Below are 21,426 nucleotides of genomic sequence, written 5' to 3' on the forward strand. Positions count from 1 at the left end.
GTCGATGCTCGAAGAGGCGACTGAAGATGAGCGCGTACGGATCCTTCCCCGGTTCGCGGCCCCGCCGGCTGCGCACCACCCCGGCGATGCGGCGGATGGTCGCGGAGAACCGGCTGCACCCCTCGGACCTGATCCTCCCGGCGTTCGTCCGGGAGGGCATCAGCGAGCCCCTGGCGATCTCCGCGATGCCGGGCGTCGTGCAGCACACCCGGGACACGCTGCGGAAGGCCGCCGTGGAGGCGGCCCGGGCCGGGGTCTCGGGGATCATGCTGTTCGGTGTCCCGGCCGACGAGAACAAGGACGCGCTGGGTACGGCGGGCACCGAGCCGGACGGGATCCTGCAGGTCGCGATCCGCGATGTGAAGGCCGAGGTCGGGGACGACCTGGTGATCATGTCGGACCTGTGCCTGGACGAGTACACGGACCACGGCCACTGCGGTGTGCTGGACGAGCACGGGCGCGTCGACAACGACGCGACGCTGGAGCGGTACGCGGAGATGGCGCAGGTCCAGGCGGACGCGGGCGTCCACGTGGTCGGACCCAGCGGGATGATGGACGGGCAGGTCGGCGTCATCCGTGACGCGCTGGACGAGACCGGGCACGAGGACGTCTCGATCCTCGCGTACACGGCGAAGTACACCTCCGCCTTCTACGGTCCCTTCCGCGAGGCCGTCGCCTCCTCGCTGCAGGGCGACCGCAAGACGTACCAGCAGGACCCGGCGAACGCCCGGGAGTCGCTGCGGGAGCTCGCCCTCGACCTGGAGGAGGGCGCGGACATGGTGATGGTCAAGCCGGCCGGTCCCTACCTCGACATCCTGTACCGGGTCGCGCAGGCGGTGGACGTACCGGTGGCGGCGTACCAGATCAGCGGCGAGTTCGCGATGATCGAGGCGGCGGCGGAGAAGGGCTGGATCGAGCGCGAGCGGGCGATCCTGGAGACCCTGCTGGGCATCAAGCGGGCGGGCGCCGACACGATCCTCACGTACTGGGCGACCGAGGTCGCGGGCTGGCTGCGCGAGACGCGCTGACGACTGCGGTCGTTACGGCCGGTCGACGAGGCCGTGGAAGACGATGAGGTCGAGGACGACGGCGGCCGGGGCGCTCACGGCGAGCCACACCCCGGCGGCGGTGTACCGCCGCTGCCGGGGCAGCGCCCACGCGGCGACGAGTGCGGCCAGCGCCACCAGCAGGCCGAACCCGAAGACGGGGAAGGCGACCTGGTAGGAGGCGTCGAACCGGTCGCTCGCCCCGGTGCCGCAGGAGTCGCAGGCCATCGGGGAGATTCCGACGAAGAAGAACGCGACGGCCGCCATGGGCAGTGTCAGCAGGGTGGCGAGGAGCGGCGCGACGAACGCACGCGGTGGGCGCGCGGTATCGGGGAGCCGCGTGTGGAGCTGCGTGTGCGTCATGCGGCCAGTCAACCGGCGTGCCGGAATGGCCACATGAGTGCGAGTACTCAGGTCGGGGTGGGTCGCAACGCCGACGGGCGGCGTACTCCGACCGTGGTGTCGGGGCACGCCGCCCTGGGGCGGAACGGGTCGTGCTGTCATGGCGGTTACTTCGGGTCGCGGTTGAACGAGGCGGTCGACCAGCGGTAGCCGAGGGCGGTCAGGGCGAGGCACCAGGCGACCGCGAGCCAGCCGTTGTAGCCGATCTCGGTGCCGAGGAGCAGGCCGCGCAGGGTCTCGATGGCCGGGGTGAAGGGCTGGTACTGGGCGATCGGCTGGAACCAGCCCGGCATCGCGTCGATCGGGGTGAAGGCGCTGGAGATGAGCGGCAGCAGGATCAGCGGCATCGCGCTGTTGCTGGCGGCCTCGGCGTTGGGGCTGACCATGCCCATCCCGACCGCGATCCAGGTCACTGCCAGGGCGAAGAACGAGAGCAGTCCGAACGCGGCCAGCCATTCCAGGGCGGTGGCGTCGGTGGAGCGGAAGCCGATGGCCACGGCGACGGCGCCGACGAGGACCACGCTGGCGATCGACTGCAGGACGCTGCCGACGACGTGCCCGATGAGCACGGAGCCGCGGTAGATCGCCATGGTGCGGAAGCGGGCGATGATCCCCTCGGACATGTCGGTGGAGACGGACACCGCGGCCCCGATGACCGTGCTGCCGATGGTCATGAGCAGGATGCCGGGGACCACGTAGGCGATGTACTCGGAGCGGTCGGCGCCGCCGCCTCCCATGCCCGCGCTCATCACGTCGCCGAAGATGTAAACGAAGAGCAGGAGCAGCATGACCGGGGTGAGCAGCAGGTTCAGGGTCAGCGAGGGGTAGCGCCGGGCGTGCAGGAGGTTGCGGCGCAGCATCGTGTTCGAGTCGCGGATGGCGAGGGAGAGGGAGCTCATCGGACGTTCTCCTCGGGCTGGTCGGGCCGGGTGGGCTGCGTGGGCTGGTGGGGGATGCGGGCGCCGTCGCCGGTGAGGGCGAAGAACACGTCGTCGAGGTCGGGCGTGTGGACGGTGAGTTCGTCGGCCTCGATGCCGACGCTCTCCAGGCGGTCGAGGAGGGTGCGCAGCTCGCGCTGGCTGCCGTCGCTGGAGATCTGCAACGCGAGTGCTTCGTCGTCGCGGGTGACCCCGGGCAGGGCGAGGGTGGCGGAGCGGTAGGCGGCGGGGTCGGTGAAGCGGAGCCGGACGTGTCCGCCGGGGATGAGGCGCTTGAGTTCTTCGGCGGTGCCCTCGGCGGCGATCCTCCCGTCGTTGAGGACGGCGATGCGGTCGGCGAGCTGGTCGGCCTCCTCCAGGTACTGGGTGGTGAGGAAGACGGTCACCCCGCCCGTGACGAGCTCGCGGATGATCTGCCACATGTTGTGGCGGCTGCGCGGGTCGAGGCCGGTGGTCGGTTCGTCGAGGAAGATGATCCGCGGGCCGCCGACCAGGGTCATCGCGATGTCGAGGCGGCGCTTCATGCCGCCGGAGTAGGTGGAGGCGGGCTTCTTGGCGGCCTCCACCAGGTCGAAGCGTTCCAGGAGTTCGGCGGTGACCCGCCGGCCCTCGCGCCGGGACAGCCGGTGCAGGTCGGCGAGGAGGAGCATGTTCTCCTCGCCGGTGATCAGACCGTCGACGGCGGAGAACTGGCCGGTGACACCGATGGCGGCGCGCACGGCCTGCGGGTGGGTGGCGAGGTCGTGACCGGCGACGCGCAGGTCGCCGGCGTCGGGGGTGACGAGGGTGGAGAGGATCTTGACGGCGGTGGTCTTGCCGGCGCCGTTCGGGCCGAGCAGGGAGAAGATCGTTCCTTCGGGGACGGCCAGATCGATGCCGTCGAGCACGGTCTTGTCGCCGTACGACTTGCGCAGCCCGTTCGCCGCGATCGCCAGGTCGGTCATGTCGGTTTCTCCTTAGAGGCTGCGGGCGGTGATGTTGCCGTGGGCGGTGGTGGCGCGGACGGTCAGGTCGGCGGCGCCGTTGTTCTGCAGGGTGTTGTGGATGCGGCCGTAGGTGGTGCCGGCGTCCAGTGAGGCGGAGACTCCGCGGGCGGCGCCGATGTTCACGTCGCCGGAGAGGGTGGAGAGTTCGAGGTTTCCGCCGGTGGCCTCGGTGATGTGGAGGTCGCCCTTCTGGGTGCTGATCGCGGCGTCGCCGGCGAGGCGGCCGACGGTGATGTCGCCGGCCTGGAGGGCGAGGCGGGCGCCGGCGGTCTCGTCGAGCTTGACGGTGCCGTGGGCGGCTTCGTAGGTGACCTCGCCGAGGCGTCCGACGCCGCGGAACTCGGCGGTGGCGGCCTTGGCGTCGATGCGGGAGCCGGCCGGGAGTTGGACGGTGATCTCGACCGATCCCGGGTTGCCGAGGACGCGGTTCCTGGCGGGGGCGGCCTCGATGCGCAGGACGCCGTTCTCGAAGCGGGCGGTGGTCTGCTCGGCGGCCTTGATGTCGCGGCTCTTGGCGGGGTCGGCGGGGAGGATCTCGACGGTGGCGTCGGCGTGGTCGGCGGCGATGAGGCGGATGCGTCCGGCGGGGATGTTCAGGACGGCGGAGATCGGGGCCGAGGTGGCGAACTTCTGCATGGTGCTTCTCCTTCATGGTCGCGGTGGCGCTCCGTGCGCCCCGCTGTTTCTGATGAGTGAAAAGCTACGTTGCGTTTGCGTTTCTGGCAACAGATCTGTTGCGCGCAAATGCTGAACTAGCAGGTCACGGGCGGGAATTCATTGCAATGGTTTCGCGCTTAACGCAACAGTCCGCATGTTGTTCGTTGCAATGGAATGGAAGTGAACGCTATAGTGGGAGACACCACGGACCACCATGAAGGAGACCTCGATGCCGGGAGGCAGGCTCAACCAGCAGGAACGCCGGCAGATCGCGCTGGGACTGGCGGACGACCTCGCCTACGCCGAGATCGCCAGGCGCCTGGACCGTCCGACCTCGACGATCTCGCGCGAGGTCATGCGCAACGGCGGCCCTGGCGCCTACCGCGCCGACCTGGCCCACCGCGCCACCGAACGCCGCGCCCACCGCAGGCAGTCCGTGCCCCGCAGCGGTGAGGCGCCTCCGCAGGTCCACGGGCGCGACGCCGAAGCGGTGCGCGAGTACGAGGAGGTGTTCACCGACGTCCTCGTCCGGGCGGGAACGCCGAAGATGATGGCCCGGGTGATGGCCTGCCTGTACATAACGGACTCGGGCAGCCTCACCGCGGCCGAACTCGTCCAGCGCCTCCAGGTCAGCCCGGCGTCCATCTCCAAGGCGATCACGTTCCTCGAAGGCCAGGGACTGGTCCGCAGGGAGCGCGACGAGCGCCGCCGCGAGCGCTACTTCGTCGACGACGACGTCTGGTACCAGGCGACGATCGCCTCCGCCCGCGTCAACGAGCAGATCATCGCGACCGCCCGCCAGGGCGTGAGCATCCTCGGCCCCGACACCCCGGCCGCCAACCGCCTGGAGAACATCGCCCGCTTCATGGACTTCGTCTCCGAAGGCATCACCCGCGCCGCGGAACAGGCCCGCGCGGTCCTCCACACCAAGCCGGCGACGCCCCCGGACGACCCCGCCTGAGCGAGGGACCCGTGCGCGCCCGGGCGCCGTCCCCATACGCCGAACTCGGCTGGCAGGGCCCGAACATGAGTGCGCATACTCAGGTATCCGCTCCGATGACCTGCGAGAATCCTGTGCGTACGTGGGTAAGTGGCGCGGCAGCGCCATGGAGGGGGGGGTGGACATGCAGGACGGCGATCTCAGGGTCTCGGAGGACGGGCTCACCACGCTCGCGGACGACCTGGACCCCTGTCGGGAGACCTGGAGACGATTCTCAAGGACCTCAACGAGAAGCTGGACCTGCTCTACGGGCGTGCCAAGAAGGCCGTGCTGAGCTGGGACGGGGAGGCCCGCGAGGCCTTCATCGACGAGCTGGACAAGTGGGACCGCTCGGCCCAGGACCTCAAGGCTGCCCAGGCCTGGCTGCACGAGGTCGTGGTCAAGGGGCACCTGAACTACGCCGCGGCGAACAAGTCCGTGCTGCAGGGCTGGGGAGGCGGCGCCTGATGGCCGGCCCCACACCGGGCCCCACCCCCGCGGCGCCCGCGGGCGGCGGCAACATCGACGTCAAGCCGCCGCAGCTCTGGAACGTCTCGGGCCGGATCGCCAAGGCGCAGGACCCCATGATGCGCGGTGCGAACACGCTCCTGCAGGAGCTGAAGGAGTACCCGGACGCCGGCGGGGCGGGTACCGCGGCCGAGTCGTTCGCCGAGGCCTACAAGAAGATCGGCAACCGCTGGCTGGAGGTGTGGGGCAAGAGCGTGGTCAGCGTCGGCGGCGTCGCCGTCGGCTTCACGGAGACCGCCAACGCCTACACCAAGGCCGATGCGGCGTCCCACCCCAAGCCCGGACAGGCCGCGGAACAGCGCCCGTTGCCCACCGTCATCGACAAGGAGCCGAAGTTCGACAGCGTCCCCGACATCAAGTGGGGTGACGACGACGGCGGCGACGACCTGATCCGCGGTGCGATGGAGGGCATACCGGAGATCGTCCGGGACGTCCTGCAGCCCGTCGCGAAGAACATCTTCCGTATCGGCAAGGTGGCGGACGTCCACCCCTTCCCGCAGCAGCACTACCTCAACTCGCACTGCCACAGCTGGATGAACGCCTCGACCATCGTGACCGGCGCGGCGGACGAGCTGACCATGGCCATGGGCACGATCACCAACCACCAGAAGGCCGACTGGGAAGCCGCCATGCGGACGTTCTGCAGCGCGCTGTGGGGCGGGACGGACTGGGGCCAGTCCCGGCACGGCTACCAGTGGGCGCACACCTCGGGCGGGTACGGGGCAAAGGTGCCCACGGGCAGCGAGCCGGTGATGACCGTGCTCAAGGACGTGGCGATCAAGATCAGCGACTGCCTCCGCGAGTACGCGGAAGCGGCCGTCGAACTGAACCACGACGTCTTCGAAGAGCTCAAGCGGGCCATGAAGAAGGCCGCCATGAGCATCATCGACGACATCGAGAAGGCCAAGGAGAAGCCCAGCCTCAAGACCATCGCGGGCGCTGTCACCAGCGTGGCCAGCGGGATCGGCGGGGCCACCGGCTTCCTGTTGAAGTTCGACGTCAAGACGGTCCTGAACCTGGACAAGGCCAAGCTCAACCGGATCGTGGACAAGTACACCGGCATCGTGGACGGCCTCACCACACGCATGAACGCGCTCAAGGCGGGCCTGGACGAAGCGCACATGAGCGCCCCGAAGTACGAGGCCGGCGTCGCCCGCGCCCACGGCTTCGGCGCCCGGTCCCTGGAGGACTTCAAGAGCACCTCGCAGACCTGGCTGAAGATCGACTCGGCCACCGGTAAGTACACGCTGGACCTGGCGGCCAACGAGTACATGGCCGACGGCCACACACTGGACAAGCACGTGGGCAAGACGGACCTGCAGCTGGTGCAGCGCCTGCGCGACCAGCAGCAGAACGGCCCGACCCAGGCCTGGCCGCACGGCAAGCCGAAGCTGAGCGGCTCCTCGGCCTTCCCGAACTACCAGCGGGCGCAGGAACTCACCGAATACAACCTCAACTACAACGCCGAGGCGATCGAAGCCTGGATCAAGGGGCCGCCGCCACCCGAAGAGGGCAAAGTGCAGCCCTTCCTGGCGCCGGCGCCCAACGGCGAGGTCAGCGGCCGCAGTGTGAGCAGGCAGCCGACCGACGATACCGATCCGCTGTCCGGATACAAGCAGGGAGGCATGAACGCCAAGGCGGTCGACGTGAAGGGCATCGACACGAGGATCAAGTACGACAGCAGCCGCAATCCTCCGTTCACCGTCATGACGTCCATGCCCAGCGCTTTGTGAGGAAGGCTCTCGAAGATGACCACTGACCAGAAATCCTGGGAATCTGCGGTACAGCACCTGTACGCGGACGGGTACGCGTTCATCGCCACCGGTCCGCGTAAGCACGAGGACTGGCGGGCCGACGTGCTCGCCGTCATGGAGCGCGCCGCCCCCGACCCGCGTGGCTGGGCGGGGCACGACGACACCGCGAACGAGCGCTCTCAGGAACACCCCGACTTCCCGTTCTGCCGTCCGTCCTTCAGGGCCGATCCGTCCCGCCCGCTCACCCCGGCCGACATCGGGAAACGGTTGCGCGAGATCGACCGTGCGAGTGCCGAGAACCTCCTCCTCGCGCTCACCGACGGCGGCTGCACCCTGCGGAACCTCGAAAGGTTCACCGAGAGCTTCGAAGAGCTTCAGGGCCTGGCCCGCACCATCCTCGCCCGCTACGGGGACGCGTTCACCTGTCACACCAACGTCAGCTCTATCGGGCACGTCGGCACGCTGGACTTCGGGCAGCCCATGGGCTGGTCGCCCATGACGATCTACGGGGAGGACTGCGGCCTGGTCGTCGTCTCCGACACCGAGGTCGGGCTGTTCTGGGCATTCGACGACATCTGAGCCCTGAGAGGAGGAATCCATGCCGACCCGATGCACCGGGGCCGCCACCTGGGAAGTCGCGCTGCTACGGCTCCTGGAGGACGTCTACACCCTCGCCAGGTGCGGCCCCCGACTGCACGAGGACTGGGCCGAGGACGTCCTCGCCGTCGGTGTCTTCTGGTCGTTCAACGCGAATTGAGACAATGATCCGATGCTGACCCGATCCGCCACCTACCCCGACCGGGAGACCGCCCAGTGGGCCACCCAGCAGGTGGTGACCGCCAATGAGCAGGCCATCCACCGCTGGCTCGCCCAGGGAACGCGGGCGCGCCTGACCATCGAGGCCGCCTGGCCGTCCCGTGAGGAGCCCGTCGGCCGGGTGCAGCTGGAGGCGATGCTGCTCGCCGGACGGGAGCCCGTCGACGTCCGGGCCGCCCGCGTCGTACTGCGCCGAGAGCCCGCCAGCCCGTACGGCTTCGTCGTCCAGACCACCCTCCCGTTCTACCTGTAGAGGCAAACCGACCGTGGCCATGAAGCCCCTCGAACACGACCGGCGCTACGGCGAGCTGGATCAGGTGATGCGCGCCTACCTCGGCCAGCAGGGTGAGGACACGGCCGAGCGGCGCAGCCCCGCGCTCGACGCCTACCTGCGCCACACCTGGCACACCCGTCCCTGGGCCGTCGCGGAGGCGGAGCGCCAGCTGCGCGAGTACGGCCGCAACCCCCCGGGGCGCCTGCGGATCGACCTCAACGAGTTCTACGCCGTCCCCGACGTCGGAATCCCGCAGTCCGCCATCGGCGCGTGGCTCCTCGTGCTCGCCGACCACCTCAAGCAGAGCGTCGAGGACGGCGAGGTGCCGCCGCCGGCGACCCCGCGGACGCACTGGGAGTGGCACGCGAGGTTCCCGGAGACCGCGCAGCTGCTGGGCGGCTGGTTCTCCCAGGACATCGTCGACGAGTTCCCGGACCACCAGGCGGCGGTCGCGGACTACGCCACCACCACCGATCCGCAGCTCGTCGCCCGCCTCGTCGGTGAGCTCCACGAGCTGCTCGCCCTCCCGATGGACGAGGGCGACTACGCCCTGGCCGCCGCGGAGCTCGGCATGGAGGTCAACCCGCCCGAGCCGTTCTCGTACGGAGCCTGGTTCCAGGCGGTGGCGACGGGGCTGGCCGGCGGCTGAGGGCCCGCGGGCCCCGGCTCGCGCCGGGTCCGTGGAGGGCGCACCCTGGAGGGAAGGGTGACCCCCTGGAGGTGATGCACCATGTCCACGCTCGTCGGGTGGCATGTGGAGCTCGAATTCACCGAGGAGGGCCACCGCACGAGTGCGGCGGCCCTGGTCAGGCTCGGGGACGGCTCCGAGATCAGGGCGCGGGGCTATGCCTTGCGCCATCCCTCCGACCCGGAGCAGTTGAGGGTCGGGGAAGAGATCGCGGGCGCTCGCGCGCTCATGGATATCGCGTCGCAGATGCTGCAGAAGGCCCACACCGAGATCGACGAGGCGTCGGGCCGCAACTCCTACCCGCTGAGCGGCTGAGCGGGTACGCGCCGTCGGCGTGCTGAGGGGCTTCTCCCTGCGAGGAGCCCCTCAGCGGGTCCGGCCGCGGAACAGGACCGTGGACAGGGTCACGGCCCCGGCCGTGATGGCCGCGCACCAGGTCAGGGCGATCCACGGGGCGTCACCGGCGGGCTGCGCCAGGAGCAGGGCGCGCAGGGATTCGATCACCGGGGTCAGCGGCTGGTGGTCGGCGAAGCCGTGGAGCCAGCCGGGCATGGTCTCGATGGGGACGAACGCGCTGGACGGGTACGGCAGGAACATCATCAGGAAGGTGAACCCGCCCGCCGCCTCCGGCGACTTGGCGAGCAGCCCGAGTGCGGCCGCCAGCCACGAGATCGCCGTGATGTACGTCAGCAGCAGGCCGGCCGAGGCGAGGAAGGCGGCCGGGCCCGCCTGGGGCCGGAAGCCGATCGCGAGGGCCACGGCGAGGACCAGGGCGGTGGAGATCAGGTTGCGTGCCACGGAGGCCGCGACGTGCCCGGCGAGGATGGGGATGGCGCCGATGTCGAGGGAGCGGAAGCGGTCGATGACGCCGTTCGTCATGTCCTCGCAGACGCTGACGGCGGTGGAGGCCGCGCCGAAGCCCGCGCAGAGCAGCATGGCGCCGGGGACCACGTACGTCACGTAGGCCGTCCCGGTGTCGATGGCTCCGCCGAAGAAGTAGACGAAGATCAGCATCAGCATGACGGGCAGCATCAGGGCGGCGATCAGCGCGTCGGGCCGACGGCTGCTGATGCGCAGGCTGCGGCCCGCCAGGGCGAAGGCGCTCGCGGGCACGGCGGTCATCGGTGGGCTCCCGTCAGGGCGAGGAAGACGTCGTCGAGGGTGGCACTGCGCAGGGTGAAGCGGTCGATATCGGTGCGGTCCGGGTCGAGTTCGTCGAGCAGCGCCCGGACGTGGGCGGCGGTGCCGTCCGTGGGCAGGCCGAGGGTGAGCTCGTCCGGGGCGTGGTGGACCGCGCGCGGGCTGAGGGTGTCGTAGGCGGCCCGGTCGGTCAGGGTGAGGTCCAGCCGGTGGCCCGCGACGCGCGACTTGAGTTCGCAGGGCGTGCCCTCGGCGGCGATGCGGCCGTCGGCGAGGACGGCGACGCGGTCGGCGAGCCGGTCGGCCTCCTCCAGGTACTGGGTGGTGAGCAGGACGGTGGTCCCGTCGGCGCGCAGTTCCCGTACGAGGTCCCACAGGTCCTGGCGGCTGCGCGGGTCGAGGCCGTTGGTCGGCTCGTCGAGGAAGATCACCTCGGGCCGCGAGACCAGGCTCGCGGCGAGGTCGAGCCGCCGCCGCATGCCGCCCGAGTACGTCTTCGCGGTGCGGCCGGCCGCCTCGGTGAGGCCGAACCGGGCGAGGAGCTCGTCGGCGCGCGTACGGGAGGCGCGCGGGGAGAGCCCGGCCAGGCGGCCCATCATGCGCAGGGTCTCGGCGCCGGTCAGGAGCTCGTCGACGGCGGCGAACTGGCCGGTGAGGGAGATGAGTTCGCGGACCCGGGAGCGGTCGGTGGCGGTGTCGTGCCCGGCGATGCGGACGGCGCCGGAGTCGGGCGCCGTGAGGGTGGCCAGGATCCGGACGGTGGTGGTCTTGCCGGCGCCGTTGGGGCCGAGGAGGGCGAGGACGCTGCCGCGCGGGACGGCCAGGTCGATGCCGTCGAGGACACGGAGGTCTCCGTAGGACTTGGTGAGGCCGGTCGCGTGGATGCCGAGGCCGCCGGAGGCGTGCGTGGTCATGGGGGACAGTGCTCCCTTCGCTGTTTCTGCGTATGCCTTACGCTCTTCTGTGTAAGTAATACACAGAACTAGGATGGGGGTCAATCAAGGAGTGGGCGGTCATGGAGGACGAGGACAGCGGGACCGGGCTTCCGGCGAGCCTGGAGATGGCCTGGGGCCTGCGCGACCGCCCCGGCAAGGGGCCGCGCCCCACGCTCACGCTGCCGAAGATCGTGGAGGCGGCCGTGACGCTGGCCGCGGGTGAGGGCATGGACGCCGTCTCCATGGGCCGCGTGGCCAAGGAGCTGGGCGTCTCGACGATGTCCCTCTACCGGTACGTCGCCGCCAAGGAGGAGCTCTACGTCCTCATGTCCGACGCGGGGGTCGGCACCCCGCCGCCGTTGCCGCCGGAGGCGGAGGGGTGGGGGTGGCGCGAGCTGCTGACGGACTGGGCGTACGCGCAGCGGGCCGTCCTGATGGCCAACTCCTGGATCCTGCGCATCCCGATCACGGCCCCGCCCGCTACCCCGAACCAGCTGGCCTGGATGGACCGTGGGCTCGCGGCGATGGCCGGTACGGGCCTGAGGGAGGGCGAGAAGCTCTCCACGATCATCCTGATCGGGAGCCTGGTGCGGAACGAGGCCACCATGGCCGCGGACATGATCGACGCCATCGTGAAGTCGGGCGTGGCCCCGGCGCAGGCCCTGGCCCAGTACGTCCGAACGCTGCGGCTGCTCGCCGGCCCGGACAGCCACCCGGCGGTGACGCGGCTGCTGGACTCCGACGCGTTCAGCGGCTCGGGCGAGCCGGACTTCCAGTTCCGCTTCGGCCTGGACCGCATCCTGGACGGCCTCGCGCCGCTGGTCGCCGAGCGGGCGGAGTGACGGCCGTGGCCGGCCGCGCTACTGGCTGACCCACCCGGTCAGCTGCGCCCAGCTCGCGGGGGCGAGGTCCAGGACGGGGCCGTCCTGGACCTTCGAGTCCCTGACGTGGACCGTGTCCTGACCGGTGGCGAATTCGAGGCATGCGTCGCCGTCGCCGCCGCTGTAGCTGGACTTGATCCAGGCCACGGCAACCTCCAGGCAGGCGCCGCCCTCATCGCCGCTGTAGCTGGACTTGAACCACTGGAGTGCAGTCGTGGCGCTCATGTCTCTCCTAGCAGGCGGCCCAACAGGCCTCGTGTCTGCTCGGTGTTGAGGGCCTGCGTTCGCAGCATTGCATACTTGCGCGCCAGGATGCTGACCTCATCGGGGTCCGAGATCAACTGGCTGCCGCGTTGGGTTTCGGTGTAGCCGAGGTGCTGATGGTTCGGGGTCTCCAGGAGGATAAACGGGCCGTTGAGGCCCGCGTGCGAGGTGCGGCCCAGTGGCATGACCTGGAGGCTCACGTCCGGTAGGTCGGCGCAGGCACGGAGGTGGCGCACCTGCTCCGCGTACACCTCGTCCCCGCCGATGCGGTCGCAGAGCACGGCCTCCCACATCACGAAGCTCAGGGTCGGCGGCGTGCTGCGGTGCATGATTCCCTGACGTGCGATGCGGCGGGCCGTCAGCGCCTCGATCTCTGCTTCCGGATGGGCCGGGACGCGGCACCTGAAGACGGCCCGGGCGTAGTTCTCCGTCTGGAGCAGTCCCGGAACGACCTGGTTGTCGAACCAGGAGAGCGCGATGGCCGCGGCTTCGAGGTCCATGTACTCCTCGGCCCACGGCGGCGTCGCGTCGATGGTCGGCATCTCCAGCGCCGCGACCGTCAGCAGGCCCGGCAGGCCCAGATGCAGATCCATCAGCTCGGCGACGTTCGGCATCAGCGCGCGGCGGCCCTGCTCGATGGAGGCGATGGTCTCCGCGTCGAGCCGTACCAGCTCTCCGAGCTGCTTTTGCGTCAGGTTCTTGGCGATCCGCGCGGCGGCCACCATCGCGCCGACCATCTTCATGGTCGTCGCGTTCGGCCGTGCTCGTTTCCTCGGTGGCATGACAGCGAACTCCCCACCCACGCAGGCGGAATACCCCGTGCGGACCCGTACTCATCAAGGAGTACGGGTCGGCGCTCAGCCACACGCTAGTCACACACCGCGACGATCGTCCCGTGAATCCAACTATTCAGGCGGCACTCGTGCGCGAGCGGCTCTACCTGCGCTCACCTCGAACCGTCGCAGCTGCGCGCCAGTTCACACGTGACACCTTGCAGGCGTGGGGCGCCATCGACGTCCTCGACGAAATGTCGCTCTGCGTGAGCGAGTTGGCGACCAACGCCCTGCGGTACGGCGTCCCGTCCGGCCGCGGCTACCTGCTGCGGCTGTTCGGCTTCGAGGACGCGACCCTGCGCGTCGAGGTGCACGACAGCGGGCCCGGGTTGTCCCGGATCGATGGGGGACCGCACGGGCACGGGCTGACCCTCGTCGCCGCGCTCGCCGACGACTGGGGGGTCCTGGCGCGGACCCCCGGCAAGGTCGTCTGGTGCGAGTTCCGGAAGGGGGAGGGCGCACGGGGAGAGCGTCCCCCGTGCGCCCGGTCGCGTCAGGCGGTCTGATCCGGGGCGGTCGCCGTGATCACCGCGAAGGGTCCGCCCTGCGGGTCCGCCAGCACGGCCATGCGGCCGGCCACCATGTCGAAGGCGGGGGCGAGGACGGTGGCCCCGGACCGTACGGCGGCCGCCTGGATCTCGTCGACGTTGTCGACCTGGAAGTACGGCAGCCAGTTCGGGGGAGTGCCGGGCGGGGTCTTGTCCAGGTTCATCATTCCGCCCACCACGCGGCCGGCGACCTGGAACTCCGTGTACCCCTCGGCTCCGGGCATCTGGGAGGAGGCCGTGCTGATCGGCAGGATCGCGGAGTAGAACGCGGCGGCGGCCGGGACGTCGCTGGTGCTCAGCTCGTTCCAGATGAGGGCGCCGTGCTCGTTGACGATGCCGGCGCCGTCGAAGGTGCCGGGCTGCCACAGGCCGAACACGGCGCCGGTCGGGTCGGCCGCCACGGCCATCCGTCCGAGGTCCATGACGTCCATCGGGCCGATCATGACCGTGCCGTGGGCGTCGGTGGCGGTCTTGAGGGTGGCGTCGATGGCGTCGGTGGACAGGTACGTGGTCCACACGGTCGGCGGCATCGGGTCCGGGACGGTGCCGTCCGGGTTGCTCGCCTTCATGATGCCGGCGACGGGCTGCCCCTTGAGGGTGCAGACGGAGTAGCCGCCCTGCTCGGCCGGGCCGACCTCGCCCTGCCAGCCGAACAGATCGCAGTAGAAGTCGAGGGCGGCCTGCTGGTCGGGAACCATCAGGTCGATCCAGCAGGGGGTGCCGGGCTTGTAGGGGCCGTTCATGTCGGGCACGGATGCCTCCGGTGGCGGATGGGGGAAGGACGGGCCGTCCCCTACCCGGCCCGCACGGCCCGAATCGAGCCGTTCGGGTGAACGATTGCCCGACCGGCCCGCCCCCGTCGGCCTCTACTGCCAGAAGATCTCCTCGACCACGATCTGCGGCTCGGCCACCCGGGGAAGGAACGTGAAACGGATCCAGCCGCGGAAGCCGTCGAAATACGCGATGTGGGGGCCCCGGGGGACGGTGGACCGCGCGGGTTCCACGTGCTCCCCGCGGTACGGGGTGTGCGACGTGCGTAGCTCGAAAAGGACCTCCCACAGCGCCTCGCGGGCGGGGTCGGGCAGGCCGAGCCGGTATTTCTCGGCGTCCTGGGTACAGTCCACGGCCCACGGCGGCCCGGTGAACTCTTCGCTCACTCGCCGGGCTTCCGCGTGCGCAGCTCGTGGCGGATGCGGGACGCTTCGCCGAGGAGCTTGTGGGCCGCTTCGGCGTCGACGGCTTCGGCTGCCCGCTTTTCGAGATCGTTGACGTGGCGGTCCAGCTCGGGATCGCGCGCAAGGGCGTACTCGCCCCACCATCGGGCCATGAACGCGGGCACCGGCGCGATGTCGTAGGCGTCGGCGATCTGCTGCCGCCAGGTGTCGTCGAAGTCGGGCAGCAGATCCGGGGCGTGGGCGGCTATGGCGGCGCGCAACGCCTTCGGCGTGTACTCCGGCATCGGCGGCACTGATCCGCCGGGCTCAGGTGTCGCGCTCGTCATTTCCGGTTCCTCCTCGGATCGGACACGTCCACCCTAGCCGTCGGGGTCCGGACAGCGACGGGGAACGCGAGGGCCCGGGGGCGGATGTGCCGGGGCCCTCGGGCGGAACCTTGGTGCCGGTACGGCGCATCCTCGGCTGAAACGGTGCCGCCCCCGGCCGGAAGGCCGGGGGCGGCACCCCTGTGCCAGCAGTGGTGGGAGGTCAGAGCTTCTCGGGGGTGCGGATGCCGAGGAGGGACATGCCCTTCGTCAGGGTGCGGGCCGTCAGTTCGCACAGGAACAGGCGGTTCTCACCCACCACGAGCTCCGGCTCCGGCTTCACGACCGGGCACTCGGTGTAGAACGTCGTGAACAGGGACGACAGTTGGTAGAGGTACGCGGCCAGCTTGTGCGGGGCGTGCTCCGCGGCAGCCTCGGCGATCAGCTCGCCGAAGCCGTCCAGGTGCAGGCCCAGCGCCCGCTCGGCCGGCGCCAGCGCCAGCTCCGGGTGGGCCACCGGGGAACGGTCGCCCGCGTTGCGCAGGATGGACCGGATCCGGGCGTACGCGTACTGGAGGTACACGGACGTGTCACCGGTCAGCGAGACCATCTGGTCCAGGTCGAACTTGTAGTCGCGCGCGGCGGAGGTGGAGAGGTCCGCGTACTTGACCGCGCCGATGCCGACCTGGAGGCCGTTCTCGACGATCTCCCGCTCGGTGAGCAGGCCACGGTCCTTGTCCTTCTCCCGGACCACGGCCGTCGCCCGCTCGACGGCCTCGTCCAGCAGGTCCACCAGCCGGACCGTCTCGCCCTCACGGGTCTTGAACGGCTTGCCGTCCTTGCCGAGCACGGTGCCGAAGGCCAGCTGCACGGCCTTGACCCCGTCGTTCAGCCAGCCCGCCCGGCGCGCCGTCTCGAAGACCATCTTGAAGTGCAGGGACTGGCGTGCGTCGACCACGTAGATCAGCTCGGTCGCGCCGAGGTTGCCCACCCGGTCGCGGATCGCGGAGAGGTCGGTCGCGGCGTAGCCGAAGCCGCCGTCCGACTTCTGCACGATCAGCGGGGTCGGGTTGCCGTCCGGGCCCTTGACGTCGTCGAAGAACACGCAGAGCGCGCCGTTGGAGCGGACGGCGACGCCCGACTCCTCCAGCAGCTTGCAGGTCTCCACCAGCATGTCGTTGTAGCCGGACTCGCCGACGACGTCGGGGTCCTGGATGTCCATGTCCAGCTTGTTGAAGACGGAGTAGAAGTAGATCTTCGACTCGTCGACGAACCGCTGCCAGAGGGAGAGGGTCTCCGGGTCGCCCGCCTGGAGGTCCACCACCCGGGCCCGGGCCCGCGTCTTGAACTCCTCGTCGGAGTCGAAGAGCGCGCGCGAGGCCTTGTAGAGGCGGTTCAGGTTGGACATGGCCTCCTCGCCGGAGACCTCCGCGTCCGACTCGTGGTCCAGCTCGTGCGGGTGCTCCAGCAGGTACTGGATGAGCATGCCGAACTGGGTGCCCCAGTCGCCGATGTGGTGGCGGCGGACCACCTTCTCGCCGGTGAACTCCAGGATCTCCACCATCGCGGCGCCGATCACGGCGGACCGCAGGTGCCCGACGTGCATCTCCTTGGCGACGTTCGGCTGCGCGTAGTCGATCACCGTGGTGCCGGGGTTAGCCACGAGCGGGACGCCGAGGCGGTCGTCGCCGGCGCGCGCCGCGAGGGTCTCGATGATCGCCCGGTCGGTGATGGTGATGTTGAGGAAGCCGGGGCCGGAGACCTCGATCTCCTGGATCAGGTCACCGGTCGGGATGCCCTCGACCACGGTCGCCGCCAGCTCGCGCGGGTTGGCCTTGGCCTTCTTCGCGAGCGCCAGGATGCCGTTGGCCTGGAAGTCGGCCCGGTCGCTTCGTCGCAGCAGCGGGTCCGCGCCACCGGCCTCCGGCAGGGCCGAGGCAAGGGCGTCCGCGACGCGCTGATTGACGGAAGAAGCGAGGGAAGGGACCGAGGCCATGAGCTGCCGTTCCTGTGAGGTTGTGCCGGTGGGTGCACTTGGTTGTTCCGACAAGTGCCGAGTATCCCACGCGGCCGCTGCCGGTTCTTCTGGATATGGGGCCGCGGAGCAACCCCGGAGCGGCCCGATCCGTCTGGGAGAATGGCTGAAGCCAGCATTCGAGTAGAAGGACGTGTCGTGGCTCAGAGCAGCACCGAGACCGACTGGGTCTCCCGTTTCGCGGACGAGGTCATCGCCGAGGCGGAGCGCCGAGCACCCGGCAAACCTGTCGTCGTCGCGTCCGGAATCTCGCCCTCCGGCCCGATCCACCTGGGCAACCTCCGCGAGGTCATGACCCCGCACCTGGTCGCGGACGAGATCCGCCGCCGGGGCATCGAGGTCCGGCACCTGATCTCCTGGGACGACTACGACCGCTACCGCAAGGTGCCCAAGGGCATCCCGGGCGTGGACGAGGAGACCTACGGCCAGTACATCGGCCGCCCCCTGACCTCCGTCCCCGCCCCGGCCGGATCCCCCTACGCCTCCTGGGCCGAGCACTTCAAGGCCGCCCTGATCGGCGCCCTGGACGAGCTGGGCGTCGAGTACGACCCGATCAGCCAGACCGAGCAGTACACCTCCGGCGCGTACCGCGAGCAGGTGCTGCACGCCATGAAGCACCGCGGCGACATCGACGCCGTCCTCGACCAGTACCGCACCAAGCAGAAGCCGGGCGGCAAGAAGCCCCAGCAGAAGCAGGCCGACGAGGCCGAGCTGGAGGCCGCCGAGGGCTCCGGCGCGGCCGCCGAGGACGACGGCAGCACCGGCGGGGGCGGGTACTTCCCGTACAAGCCGTACTGCGGCGAGTGCGGCAAGGACTTCACCACGGTCACCTCGTACGACGACGAGACCACCGAGATGACCTACGTCTGCGCCGAGGACGCGTTCACCGAGACGGTCAAGCTCAGCGAGTTCAACCGCGGCAAGCTCGTCTGGAAGGTCGACTGGCCGATGCGCTGGGCCCTCGAGGGCGTGGTCTTCGAGCCGTCCGGTGTCGACCACTCCTCGCCCGGCTCGTCCTTCCAGGTCGGCGGCCAGATCGTGCACATCTTCGGCGGCGAGCAGCCGATCGGACCGATGTACGCGTTCGTCGGCATCAGCGGCATGGCCAAGATGTCCTCCAGCAAGGGCGGGGTCCCGACCCCGGCCGACGCGCTGCAGATCATGGAGCCGCAGCTGCTGCGCTGGCTGTACGCGCGCCGCCGCCCCAACCAGTCCTTCAAGATCGCCTTCGACCAGGAGATCCAGCGGCTCTACGACGAGTGGGACAAGCTGGAGGCCAAGGTCGCCGACGGCTCCGTCCTGCCCGCCGACGCCGCCGCGCACACGCGCGCCGTGCGCACCGCCGCCGCCGAGCTGCCGCGCACCCCGCGGCCGATGCCGTACCGGACGCTCGCGTCCGTCGTCGACGTCACCGCCGGCCACGACGAGCAGACCCTGCGCATCCTGACGGACCTCGACCCGTCGCAGCCGCTCACCTCGCTCGACGAGGTACGGCCGCGCCTGGACCGCGCCGAGAACTGGATCACCACCCAGGTCCCGGCCGACCAGCGGACCCTCGTACGCGAGGAGGCCGACACCGAGCTGCTGTCTTCCCTGGACGACGAGGGCCGCGAGTCGCTGCGGCTGCTGCTCGACGGACTCGACTCGCACTGGTCGCTGGACGGGCTGACCACGCTCGTCTACGGAGTCCCGAAGGTCATGGCCGGACTGGAGCCCGACGCCAAGCCGACGCCGGAACTCAAGGTCGCGCAGCGGACGTTCTTCGCGCTGCTCTACCGGCTCCTCGTCACCCGGGAGACCGGGCCGCGACTGCCCACGCTGCTGCTGGCAGTGGGCGCGGACCGCGTGCGCAAGCTGCTCGCCGTCTGATCCCGCGGAACCACGCGCAAGGGCCCGCACCCCTCGGGGTGCGGGCCCTTGCGCCGTCCGTCGCCGTTCGTCGCCGTCAGGCGATGTGCTCGGCCTCGCGGTCCTTGTGGTACCGCTGCTTGAACGCCGGGATCATCCGGCGGAGCAGCGAGCCGCTGCGCGGGTGCGTCACGCCGTAACCGTCAGACAGGTGTATGTCGAGGGCCTCCGCCGACGGGTAGTCCTGCTTCTCGTCGACCAGCGCGCAGAACACCTTGTACGCGACCTCGGCGAACTCGGCCTCGTCCGGCGTCTCGGGGCCCTCCTGCGGGGCCTCCTCCTCGCGCGGGGCCGGAATCAGGATCTCCTGCTGCGCGGGCCGCTCCTCCTCCGGGCCCATCGGGGGCAGGACGGGGGTCGGCTCCAGGCCCTCCACGTACTGGGGGTTGTAGCCGCCCTCGTACGCCGCCTGCGGCGCCAGCGGAGCGGCGAACCAGGCGCTGTTGTGGGCGGCGGGCATGGCCGTCGGGTCCACGGCGAAGGCCGGGCCGGTGTGCTGGGCCGCGCCGGCGGCGGTTCCGGCCGGGTTCTGCTGCTGGAGCGGGACCTGCTGGCCCTGTGGGACCTGCTGACCCTGCGGGACCTGCTGCTCGGGCCCGGCCGCCGGTCCGGCCGCCAGGGCCGGAGCCTGCTGGTGGATCTGCTGCTGGTTCTGCTGCGGCGCCGCCGGAGGCAGCACCGCCGGCTCGATGCCCGTCGCCGCCAGCGCGTCCGGGGTCGTTTCCGCGAGCGGTACGCCGATCTTCGCCAGCTTCAGCGGCATCAGCGCCTCCACCGGGGCCTTGCGCCGCCAGGAGCGCCCGTACCGCGCCTCCAGGCGGGCCTGGTAGATCAGCCGGTCCTGTTCCATCGTGACCGCCTGCTCGTAGGAGCGCAGCTCCCACAGCTTCATCCGGCGCCACAGCTTGAAGGTGGGTATCGGCGACAGCAGCCACCGTGTGATGCGCACACCCTCCATGTGCCGGTCCGCGGTGATGTCGGCGATGCGGCCCACCGCGTGCCGTGCGGCCTCCACCGTGACGACGAACAGCATCGGGATCACGGCGTGCATCCCGACGCCCAGCGGGTCCGGCCAGGATGCTGCGCCGTTGAAGGCGATCGTCGCGGCCGTCAGCAGCCACGCCGTCTGGCGCAGGAGCGGGAAGGGGATCCGGAGCCACGTCAGCAGCAGGTCCAGCGCCAGCAGGACGCAGATGCCCGCGTCGATGCCGATCGGGAACACCAGCGAGAAGCTGCCGAATCCCTTCTGCAGGGCGAGCGCACGCACCGCGGAGTACGAGCCCGCGAACCCGATCCCCGCGATGACCACGGCTCCCGCGACCACGACGCCTATGAGTATCCGGTGCGTACGAGTCAGTTGCATCGCGGCCACCCGCGATCCCCTCCCCTTGTCGAGCACATACCGAGCGCAGAGTGCAGAGCGCTGCTGCCGGGTGCGGGCACTTACCGTGCCTTTACCGAGCTGCAGCAGGCACAGCGTACGGGTGACCGGATGTCAACGCCCAAGGAGGCCCCGCCTCCCCGCCCCGCCCCGCCGCGCGGTCGCCCCTACTGGGGCTGCGGGGACTGCGGCTGCTCCGCCGGCGCCTTGTTCGCGGTGTCCACCGAGGCCACGGCCTCCTTGACCGCCGTGATCGCGTCCTGCAGCAGCTTCGCGTGGTCCGGCGCGCCGGCACCCTCGTACGCCGCACCGTTGTAGTCGAGCGTGACCACCACGTTCTGGACGCGCGCCACGACCGTCGTGTTGAAGGAGTCGACGTCCTTCTTCACGGTGTAGACGACCGAAGTGGCCTGGTCGCCGATGCCGCCGGCCGCCTCCACCTTCGGGTCCTGAGCGCCCTCGGTGGTCTTCGCCGCCTCGACCTGCTTGGTGTAGTGCTCCTCGGCGCGCTTGTTGGCGTCGCCGAGCGTGGCGTCCGAGTCCGAGCGGGAGTAGGAGAGGGAGAGCCAGCGGTACTGCGAGCCCTTCAGGCCGTCCTCGTCCAGACCGTTCCAGGAGCAGCTGGCACGGCTGGCCAGGTCGTTCGACTTGGCCCCGGTGCCGTTCTTGTCCTTCACCTCGGGGACGAGCGTGTCTATCGTCCCCGGCTGGAGGGCCTTGCAGGGGTCCGGGAGCGTGGCGTACTTCGCCTTCTCCAGGGTCTTGGAGGCCTTCGCGTTGGGCTTGGCCGACGAGGACGAACCGGACTTCTTGCCGCCGTTCGAGCCCGAGTCCTTGCCCGAGTCGGACGAACACCCGGCGACGGTGAGGATCACCGGGACGGCTGCACAGGCGAGAACGCGGGTGAGGCGCGAGGCTGATCGGTGCATGGTTCCTTCAGTACGTTGGTCGGG

At 70.2% G+C, this 21,426-nt stretch carries 26 protein-coding genes; 12 read left to right on the forward strand and 14 right to left on the reverse strand.

Annotated elements, in window-relative coordinates:
- Positions 1 to 26: 26 nt before the first annotated feature.
- Entirely contained in the window at positions 27 to 1,028 is a 1,002-nt protein-coding gene (hemB, locus tag ACIQZO_RS06345) for a porphobilinogen synthase (RefSeq protein WP_403620992.1), read from the forward strand.
- Positions 1,029 to 1,040: 12 nt separating this feature from the next.
- Here the strand turns inward: hemB and ACIQZO_RS06350 are convergent, their stop codons facing one another.
- The 4 genes from ACIQZO_RS06350 to ACIQZO_RS06365 all read right to left on the reverse strand — a co-directional run bounded on the left by ACIQZO_RS06350 (position 1,041) and on the right by ACIQZO_RS06365 (position 4,008).
- Positions 1,041 to 1,409, reverse strand: coding sequence for a hypothetical protein (locus tag ACIQZO_RS06350; protein WP_403620995.1), 369 nt, complete (start codon positions 1,407 to 1,409; stop codon positions 1,041 to 1,043).
- 146 nt (positions 1,410 to 1,555) lie between these two features.
- Entirely contained in the window at positions 1,556 to 2,347 is a 792-nt protein-coding gene (locus tag ACIQZO_RS06355) for an ABC transporter permease (protein WP_403620998.1), read from the reverse strand.
- Positions 2,344 to 3,330 carry an ATP-binding cassette domain-containing protein gene (locus ACIQZO_RS06360; RefSeq protein ID WP_403621001.1) on the reverse strand — a complete coding sequence of 329 codons (987 nt, stop codon included), beginning with the start codon at positions 3,328 to 3,330 and terminating at the stop codon, positions 2,344 to 2,346. The genes ACIQZO_RS06355 and ACIQZO_RS06360 overlap by 4 nt, the downstream gene beginning before the upstream one ends.
- A 12-nt stretch (positions 3,331 to 3,342) precedes the next feature.
- Positions 3,343 to 4,008: a DUF4097 family beta strand repeat-containing protein gene (locus ACIQZO_RS06365; RefSeq protein WP_403621003.1), complete on the reverse strand. Its 666-nt coding sequence runs from the start codon at positions 4,006 to 4,008 to the stop codon at positions 3,343 to 3,345.
- A 250-nt stretch (positions 4,009 to 4,258) separates the two neighbouring features.
- Here ACIQZO_RS06365 and ACIQZO_RS06370 point away from each other — a divergent pair, with 250 nt between their 5' ends.
- The 8 genes from ACIQZO_RS06370 to ACIQZO_RS06405 all read left to right on the forward strand — a co-directional run bounded on the left by ACIQZO_RS06370 (position 4,259) and on the right by ACIQZO_RS06405 (position 9,383).
- Positions 4,259 to 4,990 carry a helix-turn-helix domain-containing protein gene (locus ACIQZO_RS06370; protein ID WP_403621006.1) on the forward strand — a complete coding sequence of 244 codons (732 nt, stop codon included), beginning with the start codon at positions 4,259 to 4,261 and terminating at the stop codon, positions 4,988 to 4,990.
- 306 nt (positions 4,991 to 5,296) lie between these two features.
- Positions 5,297 to 5,476, forward strand: a complete 180-nt coding sequence (locus ACIQZO_RS06375) for a hypothetical protein (RefSeq protein ID WP_403621009.1) — start codon at positions 5,297 to 5,299, stop codon at positions 5,474 to 5,476.
- Entirely contained in the window at positions 5,476 to 7,269 is a 1,794-nt protein-coding gene (locus ACIQZO_RS06380; protein ID WP_403621012.1) for an RNase A-like domain-containing protein, read from the forward strand. The genes ACIQZO_RS06375 and ACIQZO_RS06380 overlap by 1 nt, the downstream gene beginning before the upstream one ends.
- Positions 7,270 to 7,284: 15 nt before the next feature.
- On the forward strand, positions 7,285 to 7,869 hold the full coding sequence (locus ACIQZO_RS06385; RefSeq protein ID WP_403621015.1) for a hypothetical protein: 585 nt from the start codon (positions 7,285 to 7,287) through the stop codon (positions 7,867 to 7,869).
- A gap of 19 nt (positions 7,870 to 7,888) precedes the next feature.
- The gene (locus ACIQZO_RS06390; protein ID WP_403621018.1) at positions 7,889 to 8,047 is read left to right on the forward strand and encodes a hypothetical protein; all 159 of its coding nucleotides are present in this window, start codon (positions 7,889 to 7,891) and stop codon (positions 8,045 to 8,047) included.
- Between the two features lie 12 nt (positions 8,048 to 8,059).
- Positions 8,060 to 8,359: an RNase A-like domain-containing protein gene (locus ACIQZO_RS06395; protein ID WP_393852077.1), complete on the forward strand. Its 300-nt coding sequence runs from the start codon at positions 8,060 to 8,062 to the stop codon at positions 8,357 to 8,359.
- 13 nt (positions 8,360 to 8,372) lie between these two features.
- Positions 8,373 to 9,029 carry a contact-dependent growth inhibition system immunity protein gene (locus ACIQZO_RS06400; protein WP_403621021.1) on the forward strand — a complete coding sequence of 219 codons (657 nt, stop codon included), beginning with the start codon at positions 8,373 to 8,375 and terminating at the stop codon, positions 9,027 to 9,029.
- Positions 9,030 to 9,110: 81 nt separating this feature from the next.
- Entirely contained in the window at positions 9,111 to 9,383 is a 273-nt protein-coding gene (locus ACIQZO_RS06405; RefSeq protein ID WP_403621024.1) for a DUF1876 domain-containing protein, read from the forward strand.
- Positions 9,384 to 9,434: 51 nt separating this feature from the next.
- On the opposite strand, the gene ACIQZO_RS06410 is transcribed toward ACIQZO_RS06405, so the two are convergent.
- Together ACIQZO_RS06410 and ACIQZO_RS06415 are read right to left on the reverse strand one after the other, a co-directional pair.
- Positions 9,435 to 10,190 carry an ABC transporter permease gene (locus tag ACIQZO_RS06410; protein WP_403621027.1) on the reverse strand — a complete coding sequence of 252 codons (756 nt, stop codon included), beginning with the start codon at positions 10,188 to 10,190 and terminating at the stop codon, positions 9,435 to 9,437.
- Complete coding sequence (locus tag ACIQZO_RS06415; protein ID WP_403621030.1) at positions 10,187 to 11,122, reverse strand: ATP-binding cassette domain-containing protein; 936 nt, start codon at positions 11,120 to 11,122, stop codon at positions 10,187 to 10,189. The genes ACIQZO_RS06410 and ACIQZO_RS06415 overlap by 4 nt, the downstream gene beginning before the upstream one ends.
- Positions 11,123 to 11,223: 101 nt before the next feature.
- Here ACIQZO_RS06415 and ACIQZO_RS06420 point away from each other — a divergent pair, with 101 nt between their 5' ends.
- Positions 11,224 to 11,985, forward strand: coding sequence for a TetR/AcrR family transcriptional regulator (locus ACIQZO_RS06420; protein ID WP_403621033.1), 762 nt, complete (start codon positions 11,224 to 11,226; stop codon positions 11,983 to 11,985).
- An 18-nt stretch (positions 11,986 to 12,003) separates the two neighbouring features.
- On the opposite strand, the gene ACIQZO_RS06425 is transcribed toward ACIQZO_RS06420, so the two are convergent.
- Positions 12,004 to 12,249, reverse strand: coding sequence for a DUF397 domain-containing protein (locus tag ACIQZO_RS06425; protein ID WP_403621036.1), 246 nt, complete (start codon positions 12,247 to 12,249; stop codon positions 12,004 to 12,006).
- Positions 12,246 to 13,070, reverse strand: coding sequence for a helix-turn-helix domain-containing protein (locus ACIQZO_RS06430; protein WP_403621039.1), 825 nt, complete (start codon positions 13,068 to 13,070; stop codon positions 12,246 to 12,248). Before ACIQZO_RS06430 ends, ACIQZO_RS06425 begins: the two co-directional genes overlap by 4 nt.
- 113 nt (positions 13,071 to 13,183) lie before the next feature.
- Here ACIQZO_RS06430 and ACIQZO_RS06435 point away from each other — a divergent pair, with 113 nt between their 5' ends.
- A complete protein-coding gene (locus tag ACIQZO_RS06435; protein ID WP_403621042.1) occupies positions 13,184 to 13,627 on the forward strand; it encodes an ATP-binding protein in 444 nt (147 codons plus the stop codon).
- Here the strand turns inward: ACIQZO_RS06435 and ACIQZO_RS06440 are convergent.
- The 4 genes from ACIQZO_RS06440 to argS form a co-directional block, all read right to left on the reverse strand.
- Positions 13,615 to 14,412 (reverse strand): VOC family protein, encoded by a 798-nt coding sequence (locus ACIQZO_RS06440; RefSeq protein ID WP_403622088.1) that lies wholly within the window; start codon positions 14,410 to 14,412, stop codon positions 13,615 to 13,617. The genes ACIQZO_RS06435 and ACIQZO_RS06440 overlap by 13 nt on opposite strands.
- 123 nt (positions 14,413 to 14,535) lie before the next feature.
- On the reverse strand, positions 14,536 to 14,826 hold the full coding sequence (locus tag ACIQZO_RS06445) for a hypothetical protein (RefSeq protein WP_403621045.1): 291 nt from the start codon (positions 14,824 to 14,826) through the stop codon (positions 14,536 to 14,538).
- Entirely contained in the window at positions 14,823 to 15,170 is a 348-nt protein-coding gene (locus ACIQZO_RS06450; protein ID WP_403621048.1) for a DUF6247 family protein, read from the reverse strand. The genes ACIQZO_RS06445 and ACIQZO_RS06450 overlap by 4 nt, the downstream gene beginning before the upstream one ends.
- Before the next feature lie 202 nt (positions 15,171 to 15,372).
- Entirely contained in the window at positions 15,373 to 17,145 is a 1,773-nt protein-coding gene (argS, locus tag ACIQZO_RS06455) for an arginine--tRNA ligase (RefSeq protein WP_403621051.1), read from the reverse strand.
- A gap of 141 nt (positions 17,146 to 17,286) precedes the next feature.
- Between argS and lysS the strand changes: the two genes are divergently transcribed.
- Entirely contained in the window at positions 17,287 to 19,053 is a 1,767-nt protein-coding gene (lysS, locus tag ACIQZO_RS06460; protein WP_403621054.1) for a lysine--tRNA ligase, read from the forward strand.
- Between the two features lie 76 nt (positions 19,054 to 19,129).
- Here the strand turns inward: lysS and ACIQZO_RS06465 are convergent, their stop codons facing one another.
- On the reverse strand, positions 19,130 to 20,455 hold the full coding sequence (locus ACIQZO_RS06465; protein WP_403621057.1) for a DUF2637 domain-containing protein: 1,326 nt from the start codon (positions 20,453 to 20,455) through the stop codon (positions 19,130 to 19,132).
- A gap of 185 nt (positions 20,456 to 20,640) precedes the next feature.
- Positions 20,641 to 21,402 (reverse strand): DUF3558 family protein, encoded by a 762-nt coding sequence (locus ACIQZO_RS06470; protein ID WP_403621060.1) that lies wholly within the window; start codon positions 21,400 to 21,402, stop codon positions 20,641 to 20,643.
- Between the last annotated feature and the right edge of the window lie 24 nt (positions 21,403 to 21,426).

The sequence above is a fragment of the Streptomyces sp. NPDC097617 genome (assembly GCF_044761485.1).
Lineage (GTDB): Bacteria > Actinomycetota > Actinomycetes > Streptomycetales > Streptomycetaceae > Streptomyces.